Origin of the sequence: Labrys neptuniae (genome assembly GCF_040797145.1) — a bacterium.
Lineage (GTDB): Bacteria > Pseudomonadota > Alphaproteobacteria > Rhizobiales > Labraceae > Labrys > Labrys neptuniae.
Genome location: NZ_JBFNQD010000017.1, coordinates 1 through 15831, shown reverse-complemented (window position 1 = coordinate 15831; position 15831 = coordinate 1). Strand labels below are relative to the sequence as shown.

Sequence of the window (15831 nt, the reverse complement as noted above, 5' to 3'; positions counted from 1 at the left end):
GGTCCGAAGGCGTCTGAATTGACGGTATTGTCGGCCTTATCAAGTGCAGTACGGACATACTGCGTCGTCCGCGAAGCGGTGGCCATTTCGCGTCGCGATATAGGTCGTCGATATGTTCAGCTGGGGCGGGAAGGGGGCGATGAAAGGTGCAGCACTCCGGCACTGTTCGCCATAAGGCGCCTGCGTTTTCACCCGATCCGCGAAGCTTATCGCCTGGCCGGGACGATCACAACGCGCCCGAGGATGGAATTGCCTTCGGCATAGGTGTGGGCCTCAGGGGCGGCTGCAAGTGGAAACGTCCTGTCCACGATCACCTTGAGATCCCCCGTTGTTGCCAACTCCAGCATCCTGGAAACTGTGAGGTAGACATCCGGCTTTTCCAATTGCGTTCCCATGAAGACGCCGAAAAGCGATTGGTTCGCCTGTAGTGCTGACCATAGATCAATACTGAGTTGCGAACCGCCGGCGTTCCCCACGAATATCAGACGCCCTTCGGGCCGGAGCGCCGCCAGGGAACCTTGCAGGGTGGCTCCCACCGGGTCCAGGACGAGATCCACGCCACGACCTTGTGTCAGACGCATGACCGTATCGACGACGTCGGCCGAGCGATGATCGATCGCATGATCGAGGCCGAGCTCGACAAGGCGTTCGGCCCTCTCGAGCCCGGAGACCGTTGCAAGCACGGTCGCGCCTGCCAGATGGGCGAGCTGGATGGCGGCAAGCCCGACGCCGCCGGCGCCTGCCTGGACGAGGACAGTTTCGCCACGCTTCAAACCGCCCCGCGCGAAGAGGCAGTGATGAGCGGTCCCGAATGCGATAGGCAGGGCTGCGGCAGCGGCCACATCGAGTCCCTCCGGCACAGGCCAGGTCCGGCTGGCGACAACGGCACGCAGCTCCGCATGCGATCCGGCGAGGTCGAAGCTCGTCACCTTTTGGCCCACCTTGCGATTCTTCACGTCTTCCCCGATCGCGATAATTTCGCCGGCGGCGGCGTAGCCGACGACGAAGGCCGGGTGGGGTGGAGGCGTGGATGCGCGATTGATCAGGTCGCCGCCCTCGATAGCGGCGGCTTCGACGCGGATCAGGACGCCATCGTTTGGACAAACCGGATCGGGCACATCCGCATAGCGAAGGACGTCGGGCGGGCCGGGGTGGTCATAGATGGCTGCTTTCATGGTTCCCTCGCTGCGCCACAGCCCGCTTGGGGGTGGTTGGACGCATCAGCCGCATCGATCCATGCCTCCGCTCGCCGGAGCGAGCATCCGGGCATAGCATTCATCGCTGACGTCACAAGGCTTCCCTGCGAGGTGGAAGTGGCGAGACTCCAGATACGGATCGCTCTGGATTCGAAGCGAAACTCGCCATCCCGGCTCCGGATCAGCCTTTGCTCGGCACAGGCGTTTTGAGCAGTTGCTGCTCCCAGAGGAAGGCAATGCCGCTGCCGGCAGCATGCTGCACCAGCACCTCCGAAAGCTCCGCGGCATGCTCTGTACGGGCCCAGTCGCGCTGCCATTCCGAAGCCACTGCCAGCCAGGTCATCATATTCGCACCGGCCATGATCATGCGCTGGATAGCGACCGCGTGGGCCTCGACCGAAGTGCCGCCGGACGCATCAGTGACAACTGTCACGTCCCAGCCTTCGCCGAGCGCCTGGATCGTCGGCATCGCAACGCAGATCTCGGTCCACAAGCCCGCGATGATCAACTGCTTGCGGCCAGTGGCCTTGACGGCGTCGACTACCTGCCGGTCTTCCCAGGTGTTGATGAACGTCCTGTCGATCACTTCCTGGCCGGGGAAGACGTCGGTGATCTGGGGGAAGATGACACCGCCCCGGTCTGCGATCACACTCGTTAGGATGGTAGGAACGCCAAAGGCCTTGGCTGCCTTGGCCAGAGCCGTCGAATTGTTGACCACCATGTGAGGATCGTGGCTGTTCAGGTTCGCGAGCTGGTACGGCTGGTGGTCGATCAGAACGAGGACTGAATCTTCGGGCCGAAGAAGCGAGTCAAGGCCGTTACGAAAGGTCATTATTGCGTCCTTTGCTGCCGCTTTGTGCGGCATTGGTTTTGCGGGAGACATGCGCCGGCGGGCGATGTTTGCCGGCCGCAATTTGCCGTTCCTCTTCGTGATGCGGTAGTGCCATAGTCCGGCAGGCCGTGTCGCGAAATGAGGAACGCCGAGTTGGACATCGAAGATCTACGGACATTCGTCGCAGTGGCCGATGCAGGGGGCGTATCGGCGGCCGCGCGCCGGCTCGGCGTCTCCAAGTCGATCGTCAGCCGGCGTCTCTTCCGGGTTGAAGCGGAGCTTGGCGTCCAGCTTCTTTCACGAACGACCCGCGGCGCGGCACTCACGGAAGCGGGAACCACGTTCAGAGACCATGCGGCCAGAGCCAGCGCCGAAATCGATACGGCCAGGGAGGCGATCCTCCCCACCGGTGAGTTGCGCGGCGGCCTGAGGGTTGCCATGCCGCTTACTTTCGGCGCCACCCATTTCGCTCCTGTGCTCGCGGAAATGGCGCGCCTGCACCCGAAGCTTCAGATCCATACTTCCTACAGCGATCGCGTCGTCGATCTCATCGCAGAGGGTTTCGATTGCGCGATCCGGGGCGCCTACCTTCAGGACTCCAACCTGATCGCGAAGCGTGTCGGGCCGATCCATGGCAAGCTTGTCGCAAGCCCGGATTATATCGAGATGCATGGATCACCCGAGACTCCGGGCGAGCTCGTCGCCCATCAGGCCCTCATGCAGGGAACCGAGGCCTGGCAGTTCATGGATGGCGACAAGATCGTCACGGTTCAGCCGCAAGGCAGGTTCAAGGCCGACAGCGCCATAGCACTTGCCGCTGCGGCAGCAGCAGGTCTCGGCATCGCCTGGCTCCCCGATTGCATCACATATGAATATGTGGCGTCCGGCGCTCTGGTTCCGATCATGACACGCTATCCGGTACCTCCGGGCGCCGCCTATGTCGTCCGCCCGCCGGGGCAGTATCCCACGCGGAAAGTACGGGTGCTCACGCAGATGCTGATCGAGTATTTCAAACGCAACCCCGATCTTTGGGGCCTTGACGGTTAGGTCCCGATGGTTCGGCCAACCGCTCCTATCGTACGATGTCGAGGGACGTCGCGGTTTCGGTCATTGTCGTGCGCCACGGCATGAGACCTGGCTGCGGATCCCTACTCAATAGAATCAGGATTTTACGAGCGCAGGTTCAAATCGGGGAGCCCCCTGCAACCGGTTGCAATTCGTGAAACCGACTCCGATCGCCGCCTCAACTTCATCAAAAGTGAGTCGGAAACCCTATTCACATCGTCCGGTACCTGCGGATAGCTTTTGACGAAATTGCACGACAATCCCAACCCACGTAGTCTGGCAGGGTTGCGATGCGTCGTCTCACACATGGGGACATCTGTGGAATTGCGTCATTTGCGTTACTTTGTGGCAGTCGCCGAAGAGCTCAGCTTCACAGCAGCAGCCACGCGCCTAGGTGTCTCCCAACCGCCTCTGAGCACACAGATCCAGGACCTGGAATATGAACTGAAGACGCAACTCTTCATCCGCAACAAGCGACGCGTGGAACTGACGGCGGCCGGCGTGGCTTTTCGCAACTATGCTGGGGCCATTCTCGCGCAGGTCGACGAGGCCGTGGAGAAAACCTATGCCATTGGCCGTGGCCAGGTCGGAGAGCTTGACCTTGCTACGACAGGTTCCGTGCTTCTCGGGCCTCTTGCGGGATTGATTGCTCGGTTCCAGGCGGGCATGCCCCATGTCCTCGTGCGTATCCAGGAAATGCCGCCGCTCGAGCAGGAGCTCGCGCTCCATGCCCGCAAGATCGATATCAGCTTTCTGCGCGGACCAACGGGCGATCCCGCCCTTGTGACGGAGCTTGCCTGGCCCGAAAAGGTTGGCCTTGCCTTGCCCCAGTCGCATCCACTGGCGGGCAATGGCGAAATCGCACTTGCCGACTTGCGGGACGAAAAATTCGTGTTCCTGCGCCTGAAAGATTCCCGATTTGCGCGATATCTCAGGGATTGCTGTGTCGAAGCGGGCTTTGCTCCCAATATTTCCCAGCAAGTGGTCGAGTCCCATTCCTTGCTGAGCTTGGTCGCAGCGGGCCTTGGCATTGCGCTTGTGCCGGAGGCGGTACGGGAATTGGCGCGCCCGGGTATCATCTACAGGCGCCTCGTCGAGCCTGCGCCGGTTGCCGATGTCATGATGCTCTATCGTGACGACCGCAGTGCCGCTGTCGATCGCTTCCTGATCGAAACGCGCGACTATTTCCGGCAGTGACGACAGGCCATTACCCGGGTCGGTTCGGCTCCTTGTTCGGCCCTCCGTCCGGCGTGCAAGAGCGGCATCGGGATTCCAGATAACATGCCGATAAATACGTTCGGAGTATAATTCTATCCGAAGGATATATTGGACGTATAAATATTCTCTCGACATAACGCGCCTGCATCTCGGGAAATCAGGGGAGGTCGCAGTGGACTCGATCGCTGGGACGGCGCAGCGCCTGTGGGAACTCGGCGGCCACGAAAACGGTGACGCGGGACGGGGAACGCCTGCGCTCTTGAACGGCGGCTATGAGATCTCAGCTGGCCATGGTTGCGTGCAGGCGGTCCTCCGAGCCGTGTCGATCCTCAAATGCATCGCGCAGGATCCCCATGGCATGACGCTGCGCGAAATTGTTCGAGTCACGAATTTGGCGCCCTCGACCGCCCATCGTCTGCTGACGACGCTGCAAAGTGAGGGTTTCGTGCAGTTCAAGCCGGAAGCATCGCGCTGGCTGGTCGGTCATGGTGCTCATCTGGTCGGCGTCGCCTTTCTTGCGCAATGATGCTGGCCGCCTGCCTGACGTCGCGCGCTGATATGATCGAGGGTTGCGCGGAGCGATACTTCTGCATTCCACGATGTGAAAACACCCGGCCAATCATTGGCTTTTGTGCTCTAACTTGCTGGCAAGCAGTCGCTTCCTTGCACGATGGTGCTTCTGATGCGGTTCGCTCGCGCAAGTTCGGCAAGGCCATTCACAGGCCTTCTGCCCCGAACGGTTGAGGCGGGGCGGGTTTGATCGGGGGAATCCCGCGAGCCGAAGCAAGGGAGGGTGGTGTCATGAAGCTGGACGTCATTGGACTGGGATCATGGGAGCGCCCATGGCGGGCCATCTGATCGAGGGCGGGCACGAGCTTCATCGGGGTACCGGCAGGAAGGTTCCCCAACGCCTGGTCGAGCTGGGCGCTGCTGGCTGTGAGCTGGCCGAGAAGGCCGGCATCGTTTTCATCGTGGCGTCGAGCCGGATCGCCGGTAAGATCGTTGCCGACATGAGTTCGATTTCATCGCTCGCAATCTCGGAAGATGGTCGACTGGTCACCGAGGCTTTCGTGTCGGCTTGCGTCCGGAAAGAAACGCAGCAGCCGCGCGAAAAAATCGACTCCGATGCCTACCGGAGCGGACAAATCCCGCTGCGATCAGATTGTTCGAACAGCCCTGCCTGCCTTCAGAGTTTCCCGAGTTTCCGACACTTCCCGCCTATCGGCTTATCCAGACAGTAGGGATCGCGCATGAGCGACGAGATTAAGGACACCAATCCGGCCGAAACCCGAGAGTGGCTCGAGTCGCTTGACGGCGTCATCGAGGTCGAGGGCCCGGACCGAGCCCATTTTCTGCTCGACCAGGTCATGGCAGGCGCCCGCCGACGCGGGACACCGGTGCCCTATTCGGCCAACACGCCCTATCTCAACACCATCCCGGCCGACAAGCAGCCCGCCCATCCCGGTGACCGGGCCATCGAGCACCACATTCGCTCGATCATCCGCTGGAACGCGATGGCGATCGTGCTGCGCGCCAACAAGACATCGTCCGAGCTCGGCGGCCATATCGCCAGCTTCCAGTCGTCGGCGCTGCTCTACGACACCGGCTACATGCATTTCTGGCACGCGCCGACCAAGGATCACGGCGGCGACCTCATCTATGTGCAGGGCCATGTCTCGCCTGGCATCTATGCCCGCTCCTTCGTGGAGGGGCGCCTCAGCGAGGAGCAGCTGCTTGCCTTCCGCCAGGAGGTCGACGGCAAGGGGCTGTCGTCCTATCCCCACCCCTGGCTGATGCCCGACTACTGGCAGTTCCCCACGGTCTCCATGGGGCTGGGGCCGCTGATGGCGATCTATCAGGCGCGCTTCCTGAAATATCTCCATAATCGCGGCTTTGCCGACACCGCTCCGCGCAAGGTCTGGGCCTTCCTCGGCGACGGCGAGATGGACGAGCCAGAATCGACCGGCGCCATCTCCCTTGCCGCGCGCGAAAAACTCGACAATCTCATCTTCGTCATCAACTGCAACCTGCAGCGCCTCGACGGGCCGGTGCGCGGCAACGGCAAGGTGATCCAAGAGCTGGAGGCCCAGTTCAAGGGCGCCGGCTGGAACGTGATCAAGGTGATCTGGGGCTCGGGCTGGGACGATCTTCTCGCCCGGGATAGCAGTGGCGCCCTGCTCAAGATCATGAGCGAGACGGTCGACGGCGAATATCAGGACTACAAGTCCAAGAATGGCGCCTATGTCCGCGAGCATTTCTTCGGCAAGTCGCCGGAAACCGCCGCCATGGTCAAGGACTGGACGGACGAGCAGATCTGGGCGCTGGTGCGCGGCGGCCACGACCCCCTCAAGGTCTATGCCGCCTACAAGGCCGCCAGCGAGCACAAGGGCCAGCCGACGCTGATCCTGGCCAAGACCGTCAAGGGCTATGGCATGGGCGAGGCGGGTGAAGGCCAGAACATCACCCATCAGCAAAAGAAGATGGGCGAGCATTCCCTCAAGGAGTTCCGCGACCGTTTCGGCCTCACCGAGATCACCGACGAGAAGCTCGCCGAGATCCCCTTCATCCGCTTCGAGGAGGGCAGCAAGGAGCTTGCCTATCTCAGCCAGCGCCGCGCCGCGCTCGGCGGTTCGCTGCCCTCGCGCCGGGCAAAATCGACGGCGCTGGAAGTGCCGCCGCTCTCGGCCTTCGATGCACAGCTCAAATCCACCGAAGGCCGCGAGATCTCGACCACCATGGCCTTCGTGCGCGTGCTCAACACGCTGCTGCGCGACAAGCAGATCGGCAAGCGCGTCGTGCCCATCGTGCCAGACGAGAGCCGCACCTTCGGCATGGAGGGCATGTTCCGGCAATTCGGCATCTTCAGCCAGGTCGGCCAGCTCTACCGGCCCGAGGATGCCAATCAGCTGATGTTCTACAAGGAGGACAAATCGGGCCAGCTCCTGCAGGAGGGCATCAACGAGGCCGGTGCGATGTCGTCGTGGATCGCGGCCGCGACGTCCTATTCGACCTCGGACGCGCCGATGATCCCCTTCTACATCTATTATTCGATGTTCGGCTTCCAGCGCATCGGGGACCTGGCCTGGGCGGCCGGCGACATGCGGGCCCGCGGCTTCCTGGTGGGCGGCACCGCCGGGCGCACCACGCTGAACGGCGAGGGCCTGCAGCATGAGGACGGCCATTCGCACCTGATCTCGGGCACGATCCCCAACTGCCTCTCCTATGATCCGACCTTCGCCTATGAGGTCGCCGTCATCGTCCAGGACGGCTTGCGGCGCATGTATGCCGAGCAGGAAGACGTCTTCTACTACCTCACCGTGATGAACGAGAACTACGAGCACCCGGCCATGCCTGCCGGCGCCGAGGAGGGCATCGTCAAGGGGATGTACCTGTTCAGGCAGGCTCAGAAGCAGACGACCCTGCGCGTCCAGCTCCTGGGCTCGGGCACGATCCTGCGGGAGGTCATCGCCGCGGCCGAGCTGCTTGCCGCCGATTTCGGCGTCGAAGCCGACATCTGGAGCTGCCCGAGCTTCACCGAGCTGCGCCGCGAGGCCGTCGCGGTCGAGCGCTGGAACCTGCTCAATCCCGAGGCAGCGCCGAGGAAGAGCTATGTCGAGACCTGTCTGGGAGGCCGGCAGGGCCCGGTGATCGCCGCCACCGACTATATGCGCCTTTACGCCGACCAGATCCGCACCTGGGTACCGGGCCGCTACCGCGTCCTGGGTACGGACGGCTTCGGCCGCTCGGATTATCGCCGCCGCCTGCGGCATTTCTTCGAGGTCGACCGGCACTGGGTCGCAGTCGCCGCGCTCAAGAGCCTGGCCGAGGAGGGGGCGGTGAAGCCGGCGCTCGTCGCCGAGGCCATCCGCAAATACGGGCTCGATCCGTCCAAGGCCAATCCCGCCACCGTCTGAGCCGGGCGCGCCCCGAGACCTGGCAGCCGCACAGGTGGCCGCCAGATCCCGGGCGCACCGCACGCCACTTTGCCGACCCATCACGCGCATCAGCCCAAACGGGCCAACCGTCTTCAGGAGGAACTCCCGTGCCCACCGAGATCAAAGTTCCAGATATCGGCGACTTCAAGGACGTCCCTGTCATCGAAATCCTCGTCAATGTGGGCGACAAGGTGAATGTCGACGACCCGCTGGTGTCGCTCGAATCCGATAAGGCGACCATGGAGGTTCCCTCGACCGCGGCCGGCATCGTCGAACAGATCCTGGTCAAGCTCGGCGATAAGGTCAGCGAGGGCGCGCCTCTCGTCGTGGTCCAGGCCGGGGAGGGGGGCATGGCCCAGCCGCCGTCCCTCGTGGAACAGCAGGAGCCGACACCCGCTGCCGCGCCTGCGCCAGCAGCGGCGGCTCCGGCGTCCGCTCCCGCGCCGACCCGCGGCGCCATCGCCGATTTCTCCGGCGTGCATGCCAGCCCGTCGGTGCGCCGCCTGGCGCGCGAGCTCTCGGTGGACCTCAACCAGCTCAAGGGCACCGGCGAGAAAGGGCGCATCACCCTCGAGGATGTGCGCGCCTTCCTCAAGGGACCGGCTCCGGCCGCTTCGGCACCGGCTGCGGCGGGTGCGGGCATTCCCGAAATTCCCGCCGTCGATTTCTCCAAGTTCGGCCCGATCGAGACCAAGCCGCTCTCGCGCATCAAGCGGCTCTCCGGCCCCCATCTGCACCGGGCCTGGCTCAACGTGCCTCACGTCACCCACAATGACGAGGCTGACATCACCGACATCGAGGCCTACCGCAAGGAGCTGGATGCCGCAGCCAAGGAGAAGGGCTTCCGCGTCACCCTGCTCGCCTTCCTGATCAAGGCCTCGGTTTCGGCCCTGCGTGCCTTCCCGGAATTCAACGCCTCGCTCTCGCCGGAAAAGGACGCCCTGATCTACAAGAAGTTCTACAATATCGGCATCGCCGTCGACACGCCCGACGGCCTCGTCGTTCCAGTGATCAAGGATGCCGACCGCAAGGGCATCCACGAGATCAGCAGGGAGATGGGCGACATCTCCAAGAAGGCGCGCGACGGCAAGCTCGGTCCCGCCGACATGAGCGGCGGCACCTTCTCGATCTCCTCGCTGGGCGGGATCGGCGGCACCGCCTTCACCCCGATCGTGAATGCGCCCGAGGTGGCCATCCTGGGCGTGGTGCGCTCGAAGATGGCGCCGGTCTGGGATGGCACCGAGTTCAAGCCGCGCCTGATGCTGCCGGTTTCCCTTTCCTATGATCACCGGGTGATCGACGGGGCGCTCGCGGCCCGCTTCGCCCGGCATTTGTGCACCTCGCTCGAGGATGTTCGGCGGCTGATCCTCTGACCGGCCGGATTTCGCAACACTCGGGAGAGACACAATGAGCAATGGAAACCAAGTCCGCGTCCCCGATATCGGCGACTTCAAGGGCGTGCCCGTTATCGAGATCCATGTGAAGCCGGGCGACCAGGTCCAGGCCGACGATCCCCTGGTCTCGCTGGAATCCGACAAGGCGACGATGGAAGTGCCCGCGCCGGCGGCGGGCACGATCGCCGAGGTCACGGTCAAGATCGGCGACAAGGTCAGCGAAGGCGACGTCATCGTGACGATGGCCGGCGCGGCGGCAGCTGCTGCCCCGGCGGCGGCTCCCAGCGAGGCGCCCAAGGCGGCAGCGCCCGCACCCGCCGCCCAACCCGCCAGCGGCGGCAAGGGCGACATCCATGGCGAAGTCGTGGTGCTGGGCGGTGGTCCCGGCGGCTACACGGCCGCATTCCGGGCCGCTGACCTCGGCAAGCAGGTGGTGCTGATCGAGCGCTGGCCGCAGCTCGGCGGCGTCTGCCTGAATGTCGGCTGCATTCCCTCCAAGGCGCTGCTCCATGCCGCAAAGGTGATTTCCGAAAGCCAGGACATGGGAGCCCACGGTGTTACCTTCGCGGCGCCCGAGGTCGACATCGACAAGCTGCGCGGCTGGAAGGACAGCGTGATCAGGAAGCTGACGGGCGGCCTCGGCGGCCTCGCCAAGCAGCGCAAGGTCACCGTCGTCACCGGCACCGGCCGCTTCACCGCGCCCGACCGTATCGAGGTGCAAGGCGAGGACGGTACCAAGTCGGTCAGCTTCGAGCATGCCATCATCGCAGCCGGTTCGGAGCCGGTGGTGCTGCCCTTCATCCCGCAGGACGATCCGCGGGTGATCGATTCCACCGGTGCCCTGGCGCTTGATAACGTTCCCAAGCGCCTGCTCGTCGTCGGCGGCGGCATCATCGGGCTCGAAATGGCCACGGTCTACCAGGCATTGGGATCCAAGGTCACCATCGTCGAACTGATGGACCAGATCATCCCTGGCGCCGACAAGGACATCGTCACGCCGCTGATGAAGCGCGTCTCCAAGCAATTCGAGGCGATCCATCTCAAGGCCAAGGTCACCAAGGTCGAGGCCGGGCCGGACGGGCTGACCGTCTCGTTCGAGGGCGGCAGCGCCCCGGCGACCGATCGCTTCGACAAGATCCTGGTCGCGGTCGGCCGCCGCCCCAACGGGCGCCTGATCGGAGCGGAAAATGCCGGCGTCGCCGTCGACGAACGCGGCTTCATTGCCGTCGACAAGCAGATGCGCACCAACGTCCCGCACATCTTCGCCATCGGCGATGTGGTCGGCCAGCCGATGCTCGCCCACAAGGCCGTGCATGAAGGCAAGGTCGCGGCCGAGAACGCGGCGGGACACAAGGCCTTCTTCGACGCCAAGGTGATCCCCTCGGTGGCCTATACCGACCCCGAGGTCGCCTGGGTCGGCCTGACCGAGAACGAGGCCAAGGCGCGCGGCGTCAAATATGGCAAGGGCGTCTTCCCCTGGGCCGCCTCTGGCCGCGCCCTCTCGCTCGGACGGGACGAGGGCATGACCAAGGTGCTGTTCGAGGAGGGCTCGGAGCGCATCATCGGCTGCGGCATCGTTGGCACCAATGCGGGCGACCTCATTGCCGAGGCGGCGCTCGCCATCGAGATGGGCGCGGATGCGGTCGATATCGGCGCGACGATCCATCCCCATCCAACCCTGTCGGAAACGATCGGGATGGCCGCCGAGGCCTTCGAAGGCACGATTACCGATCTCTACATGCCTAGGAAGCGTTGAGATCATCGCCGTTGAAGCATAGCCGGGCGTCCTGACCCTGTCCTGACGGCCCGGCCCCCGCGCAACAGCCCACCTGCAAGGCGCCCGCTTGGGCGTCGACGGTGGAGTGCGCCCTGAAGACAAGGGCGGGAGCGAGCCGGAAGGCCCTTCCCGTCGAACACATCGAGTTCAATCAATCGGAGGACGTCGTGGACGAGCAACTGGTCAAAGCTGCCCTGGATTACCATCGCTATCCCATTGCTGGAAAAATCACCGTCCTGCCGACCAAGGACATGACGACACAGCGCGATCTCGCTTTGGCTTATTCGCCCGGCGTCGCCGCCGCGTGCCTCGCCATCAAGGACAATCCGCAGGAAGCCTCCAGCCTGACGGCGCGCGCCAATCTGGTGGCCGTCATCTCCAACGGCACGGCCGTGCTCGGCCTCGGCAACATCGGAGCGCTCGCCGGCAAGCCGGTGATGGAGGGCAAGGGCTGCCTGTTCAAGAAGTTCGCCGGTATCGACGTGTTCGACATCGAGATCGACGAAACCGATCCCGACAAGCTGGTCGACATCATTGCCAGCCTCGAACCGACCTTCGGCGGCATCAATCTGGAGGATATCAAGGCGCCTGAATGCTTCATCGTCGAGACGAAGCTGCGCGAGCGCATGGGGATTCCGGTCTTCCATGACGACCAGCATGGCACGGCCATCGTCGCGGCGGCCGCGATCCTCAACGGCCTGGAAGTGGTCGGCAAGAAGATCGAGGAGGCCAGGCTGGTCTGTTCGGGCGCCGGGGCTGCGGCTCTCGCCTGCCTCGATCTGCTCGTCCATCTCGGGCTGCGTAAGGAAAACGTCTTCGTCACCGACAGCAAGGGCGTCGTCTACAAGGGACGCACCGCCTCGATGGACGAGAGCAAGACCCGCTATGCCCGCGAGACGCAGGCACGCACCCTCGCCGACATCGTGGCAGGCGCCGACATCTTCCTCGGCCTCTCGATGGCCGGCGTCCTCAGGCCGGAAATGGTGGCGGGCATGGCCGAGCGGCCGCTCATCCTGGCACTTGCCAATCCCGAGCCCGAAATCCGGCCCGAACTGGCCCGGCAGGTGAGGCCGGACGCCATCGTGGCGACCGGACGGTCGGACTACCCCAACCAGGTCAACAACGTCCTGTGCTTCCCCTTCATTTTCCGGGGCGCGCTGGATGTGGGCGCAAGCACCATCAACGAGGCGATGAAGCTGGCGGCCGTCCGCGCCATCGCCGAACTCGCGCGGGTCGAGCAGTCCGATGTCGTGGCCGCTGCCTATGGCACCCATGATCTCAGCTTCGGTCCGGACTATCTCATTCCCAAGCCGTTCGATCCGCGGCTGATCGTCAAGGTGGCCTCGGCGGTGGCCGAGGCTGCCGTCGCCAGCGGCGTCGCGGCCAGGCCGATCGAGGATTTCGACGCCTATCGGCGTTCCCTCGAACGTTTCGTCTATACCTCAGGCACGGTGATGCAGCCGGTGTTCGCGGCGGCGGTCGAGGCCGGTGCCAAGCGCATCGCCTATGCCGAGGGCGAGGACGATCGGGTGCTGCGCGCAGCCCAGATCGCCCTCGACGAGCGTATCGCCTCGCCCGTCCTGATCGGGCGACCCGATGTCATTGCCCGCCGCGTGCAGGAACTGGGCCTGCGCATCCGGCCCGGCAAGGATGTCGAGGTCGTCGAGGTCGGCGACGATGCAGCCATGGGCGGCACCTCGACAGCAGCGCGGCTGCTGGCCGCAGGCGAGGTCGAGGGCATGCTGTGCGGCATGGCCGGCGCCTATGCCGATCACCTTGCCCCGATCGGCAGGATCGTCGGCCTGCGGGCGGATGCGCATGCCTTCGCCGCCATGGGCCTGCTGCAGTTGCCGCGCCACACGGTGTTCGTCTGCGACCCCTTCATTCATCGCGATCCCTCGGCGGACGAAATCGCCGAGATGACGGTGCTCGCGGCTATGGAACTGCGCCGTTTCGGCCAGGTGCCTCGCGCGGCCTTGTTGTCCCATGCCGATGACGACGGCAGCGACGATCCATCGGTGCGCAAGATGCGTGCTGCGCTCGCGCGCATCCTGGAACTCGCGCCGGAGCTGGAGGTGGAGGGCGGATTGCAAGCCGATACGGCTCTCAGCCGTGCCGCCCTGGCCAGGGTGCGGCCCGGCACGCGGCTGACGGACGCTGCCAACCTCCTGGTCATGCCGAACCGGGATGCGGCCAACATCACCTTCAACGCCTTGAAGGTGATTGCGGGGCAGGGCGTCTCGGTCGGCCCCATCCTGCTGGGCGCGGCCAAGCCCGCCCATATCCTCACGCCGGCGACGACGGTGCGCGGCATCGTGAACATGACCACGCTGGCGGCGGCAGCAGGGTAGGGCGCCGCACGGTCATCGCAGTCGTTCACTCTCTTGATTTTTCAGAGTTTGTGCTGCCCCTCGCCCCGCTCCTTGCGGGGCGAGGGGCAAGGGTGAGGGACGACGCACCCCTTCAAAAACGAAGCCTCCCGTCGCGGGTAGCGGCGGGAGGCCTGGAATTCAGCCGATCCACGAAAGACCAATCAGGGCAGGCGGATCTCGTAAGGCTCGGGGAAGTGGAATTCCTCGAGATTGTTGCCGTCCCCCGCCCGGTCGATGACGAGGAAATCCTGCGGCTCGCCGAGCGGCGTCAGCACGCCATGCCAGAGATTGGCCGGATAGTTCACGCCCTGGCCCGGGCTGGTCAGGAAGACGCGGGGCGTTCCCGGTCGGCCGCCCTCATCCGGCGCGACCACCACCAGGAAGGGGCGCGGTGACAGGGGGAAGAAGGCCTGGCTGCCGAAAGGATGACGTTCCACCATCGTAAGCGTCAAGGGCAGGGCATAGGGCGTGCCCTTGAAGATGTTGATGATGACATGGCCGCCCGGCCCCTTGGCTTCGGCCCGGGCGAGGGCGTGGTAACGCTCGCAGCGCCCGCCATTGATCGGATAATGAGCGGCACCGTCGGTCTCGATCACCTCGCCGAAAGGCGCGAAGGCCTCGCGGGTGAGGGGCTCGACGAGAAGGATGCTCATCGCCGCAATTCTCCGCCGAGCTTCATGTGGCGGTTGACGTCCTTGTAGAGCAAATAACGGAAATTGCTGGGGCCGCCGGCATAGCAGGCCTGCGGGCAGAAGGCGCGCAGCCACATGAAATCGCCGGCCTCGACCTCGACCCAGTCCTGGTTGAGCCGATAGACTGCCTTGCCTTCCAGGACATAGAGCCCGTGCTCCATGACGTGGGTCTCGGCGAACGGAATGACCGCGCCCGGCGCCAGCGTCACGATGGTCACATGCATGTCATGGCGCATGTCCTCGGGATCGACGAAGCGCGTGGTCGCCCAGCGGCCCTCGGTATCCGGCATCGGGCTGGGCGCAATGTCGCGCTCATTGGCAAAGATCGGCTCGGGCTTTGCTATGCCGGCGACGTGCTCGTAGCTCTTGCGGACCCAATGGAAGCGGACGAGCTTGTCGCTCTGGTTGCGCACGCGCCAATCGCTGCCGCAGGGAATATAGGCGTAGCCGCCCGGCGTCATCGTATGGGCCTTGCCGTCGAGCGTAACCGTCAGCTCGCCTTCGACGACGAACAGCACGCCCTGTGCGCCCTCGTCCAGTTCCGGCTTGTCGCTGCCGCCACCCGGGGCGACTTCCACGATGTATTGGGAAAAGGTTTCGGAGAAGCCGGAGAGCGGGCGAGCGATCACCCAGCAACGAGTCTTGTCCCAAAGCGGCAGATAGCTCGTCACGATGTCGCTATAGACACCTTTGGGGATGACGGCATAGGCCTCCGTGAATACGGCACGGCCTGTCAGGAGTTGAGTTTGAGGAGGCAGCCCGCCAGTCGGGGAAAAATACGATCGGACTGTCATTATTCTATCCTTAGACCCGTTAGTTGATATTTATTATACTTCAGAATTTGCGTTACTTGGGAACGATATCTGCCGATGATGCTTTGAACTACGTTCGAAGCATCTTGATCGCGGACGCGTAAACAAGCGCATACCAATGGTTCGTAATCCGAATATCGGGCAAATGCGAGTCGTCCGTTGCAAAATCCCGACGAATTTCACGATATGGAATCTGCAAGATCATGCGAAGTCGAACCCTTTCCCAATGAAGCATTCTGAGTAACCATAATAGAAATCAACAGGCTCGACCCACAGCATCGAGCGTATTCCGGTGTTGGGAGGCTGGGTCGTCGCAGCCGATCGTCTGTCTGCCGGCATATGGGCGTCCATGAAGAGGCGCGACACGCCGGCATCTCTTGCCCACGCAGGGCTGGCACTGGACAGCCGGCCCTGCGGGCCCCGGTCCTGACCCGCCTCGGGTCGGCGACGGACCGATAAACAAGAACGCGTGAAGGAGGAAACCGGCTTGAGTTCCACATCGATCGGCACGGCTGCCCCAGCTTTGCAGCGCCCTGAA

General features: G+C 63.8%; 13 protein-coding genes. 8 read left to right on the top strand and 5 right to left on the bottom strand.

Annotation, left to right across the window (positions count from 1 at the left end; translation table 11 throughout):
• Positions 1-206 precede the first annotated feature (206 nt).
• Together ABXS05_RS29470 and ABXS05_RS29465 are read right to left on the bottom strand one after the other, a co-directional pair.
• Positions 207-1175 carry a quinone oxidoreductase family protein gene (locus ABXS05_RS29470; RefSeq protein WP_311940282.1) on the bottom strand — a complete coding sequence of 323 codons (969 nt, stop codon included), beginning with the start codon at positions 1173-1175 and terminating at the stop codon, positions 207-209.
• Between the two features lie 202 nt (positions 1176-1377).
• Entirely contained in the window at positions 1378-2028 is a 651-nt protein-coding gene (locus tag ABXS05_RS29465) for a hydrolase (protein ID WP_367626333.1), read from the bottom strand.
• Between the two features lie 153 nt (positions 2029-2181).
• Between ABXS05_RS29465 and ABXS05_RS29460 the strand changes: the two genes are divergently transcribed.
• The 8 genes from ABXS05_RS29460 to ABXS05_RS29425 all read left to right on the top strand — a co-directional run bounded on the left by ABXS05_RS29460 (position 2182) and on the right by ABXS05_RS29425 (position 13768).
• The gene (locus tag ABXS05_RS29460) at positions 2182-3075 is read left to right on the top strand and encodes a LysR family transcriptional regulator (protein ID WP_367626332.1); all 894 of its coding nucleotides are present in this window, start codon (positions 2182-2184) and stop codon (positions 3073-3075) included.
• 336 nt (positions 3076-3411) lie between these two features.
• Complete coding sequence (locus ABXS05_RS29455) at positions 3412-4290, top strand: LysR family transcriptional regulator (RefSeq protein WP_311940310.1); 879 nt, start codon at positions 3412-3414, stop codon at positions 4288-4290.
• Positions 4291-4483: 193 nt separating this feature from the next.
• On the top strand, positions 4484-4837 hold the full coding sequence (locus tag ABXS05_RS29450; RefSeq protein WP_311940288.1) for a helix-turn-helix domain-containing protein: 354 nt from the start codon (positions 4484-4486) through the stop codon (positions 4835-4837).
• 316 nt (positions 4838-5153) lie between these two features.
• Positions 5154-5552 (top strand): NAD(P)-binding domain-containing protein, encoded by a 399-nt coding sequence (locus ABXS05_RS29445; protein WP_367626331.1) that lies wholly within the window; start codon positions 5154-5156, stop codon positions 5550-5552.
• A gap of 9 nt (positions 5553-5561) precedes the next feature.
• Positions 5562-8225 carry a pyruvate dehydrogenase (acetyl-transferring), homodimeric type gene (gene aceE / locus ABXS05_RS29440; RefSeq protein ID WP_311940292.1) on the top strand — a complete coding sequence of 888 codons (2664 nt, stop codon included), beginning with the start codon at positions 5562-5564 and terminating at the stop codon, positions 8223-8225.
• A gap of 128 nt (positions 8226-8353) precedes the next feature.
• Positions 8354-9619 (top strand): dihydrolipoyllysine-residue acetyltransferase, encoded by a 1266-nt coding sequence (aceF, locus tag ABXS05_RS29435; RefSeq protein ID WP_437178709.1) that lies wholly within the window; start codon positions 8354-8356, stop codon positions 9617-9619.
• Between the two features lie 34 nt (positions 9620-9653).
• On the top strand, positions 9654-11396 hold the full coding sequence (lpdA, locus tag ABXS05_RS29430) for a dihydrolipoyl dehydrogenase (RefSeq protein ID WP_367626330.1): 1743 nt from the start codon (positions 9654-9656) through the stop codon (positions 11394-11396).
• A 188-nt stretch (positions 11397-11584) separates the two neighbouring features.
• Positions 11585-13768 carry an NADP-dependent malic enzyme gene (locus ABXS05_RS29425; protein ID WP_367626329.1) on the top strand — a complete coding sequence of 728 codons (2184 nt, stop codon included), beginning with the start codon at positions 11585-11587 and terminating at the stop codon, positions 13766-13768.
• A 182-nt stretch (positions 13769-13950) separates the two neighbouring features.
• Here the strand turns inward: ABXS05_RS29425 and ABXS05_RS29420 are convergent, their stop codons facing one another.
• From ABXS05_RS29420 to ABXS05_RS29410, 3 genes are all read right to left on the bottom strand, one after another.
• Positions 13951-14442 (bottom strand): ureidoglycolate lyase, encoded by a 492-nt coding sequence (locus ABXS05_RS29420; RefSeq protein WP_367626328.1) that lies wholly within the window; start codon positions 14440-14442, stop codon positions 13951-13953.
• Positions 14439-15275 (bottom strand): bifunctional allantoicase/(S)-ureidoglycine aminohydrolase, encoded by an 837-nt coding sequence (locus ABXS05_RS29415; protein ID WP_367626327.1) that lies wholly within the window; start codon positions 15273-15275, stop codon positions 14439-14441. The genes ABXS05_RS29420 and ABXS05_RS29415 overlap by 4 nt, the downstream gene beginning before the upstream one ends.
• A gap of 219 nt (positions 15276-15494) precedes the next feature.
• Positions 15495-15831, bottom strand: a 337-nt coding sequence (locus tag ABXS05_RS29410; RefSeq protein WP_367626326.1) for a hypothetical protein, incomplete at its 5' end; no start/stop codon positions are given.

Bases quoted from the DNA above. Each gene is read 5' to 3' on its own strand.
- ABXS05_RS29415 (WP_367626327.1), bottom strand. From the start codon at position 15,275: ATGACAGTCCGATCGTATTTTTCCCCGACTGGCGGGCTGCCTCCTCAA.
- ABXS05_RS29445 (WP_367626331.1), top strand. From the start codon at position 5,154: ATGGCGGGCCATCTGATCGAGGGCGGGCACGAGCTTCATCGGGGTACC.
- aceE (WP_311940292.1), top strand. From the start codon at position 5,562: ATGAGCGACGAGATTAAGGACACCAATCCGGCCGAAACCCGAGAGTGG.
- lpdA (WP_367626330.1), top strand. From the start codon at position 9,654: ATGAGCAATGGAAACCAAGTCCGCGTCCCCGATATCGGCGACTTCAAG.
- ABXS05_RS29470 (WP_311940282.1), bottom strand. From the start codon at position 1,175: ATGAAAGCAGCCATCTATGACCACCCCGGCCCGCCCGACGTCCTTCGC.
- ABXS05_RS29465 (WP_367626333.1), bottom strand. From the start codon at position 2,028: ATGACCTTTCGTAACGGCCTTGACTCGCTTCTTCGGCCCGAAGATTCA.
- ABXS05_RS29420 (WP_367626328.1), bottom strand. From the start codon at position 14,442: ATGAGCATCCTTCTCGTCGAGCCCCTCACCCGCGAGGCCTTCGCGCCT.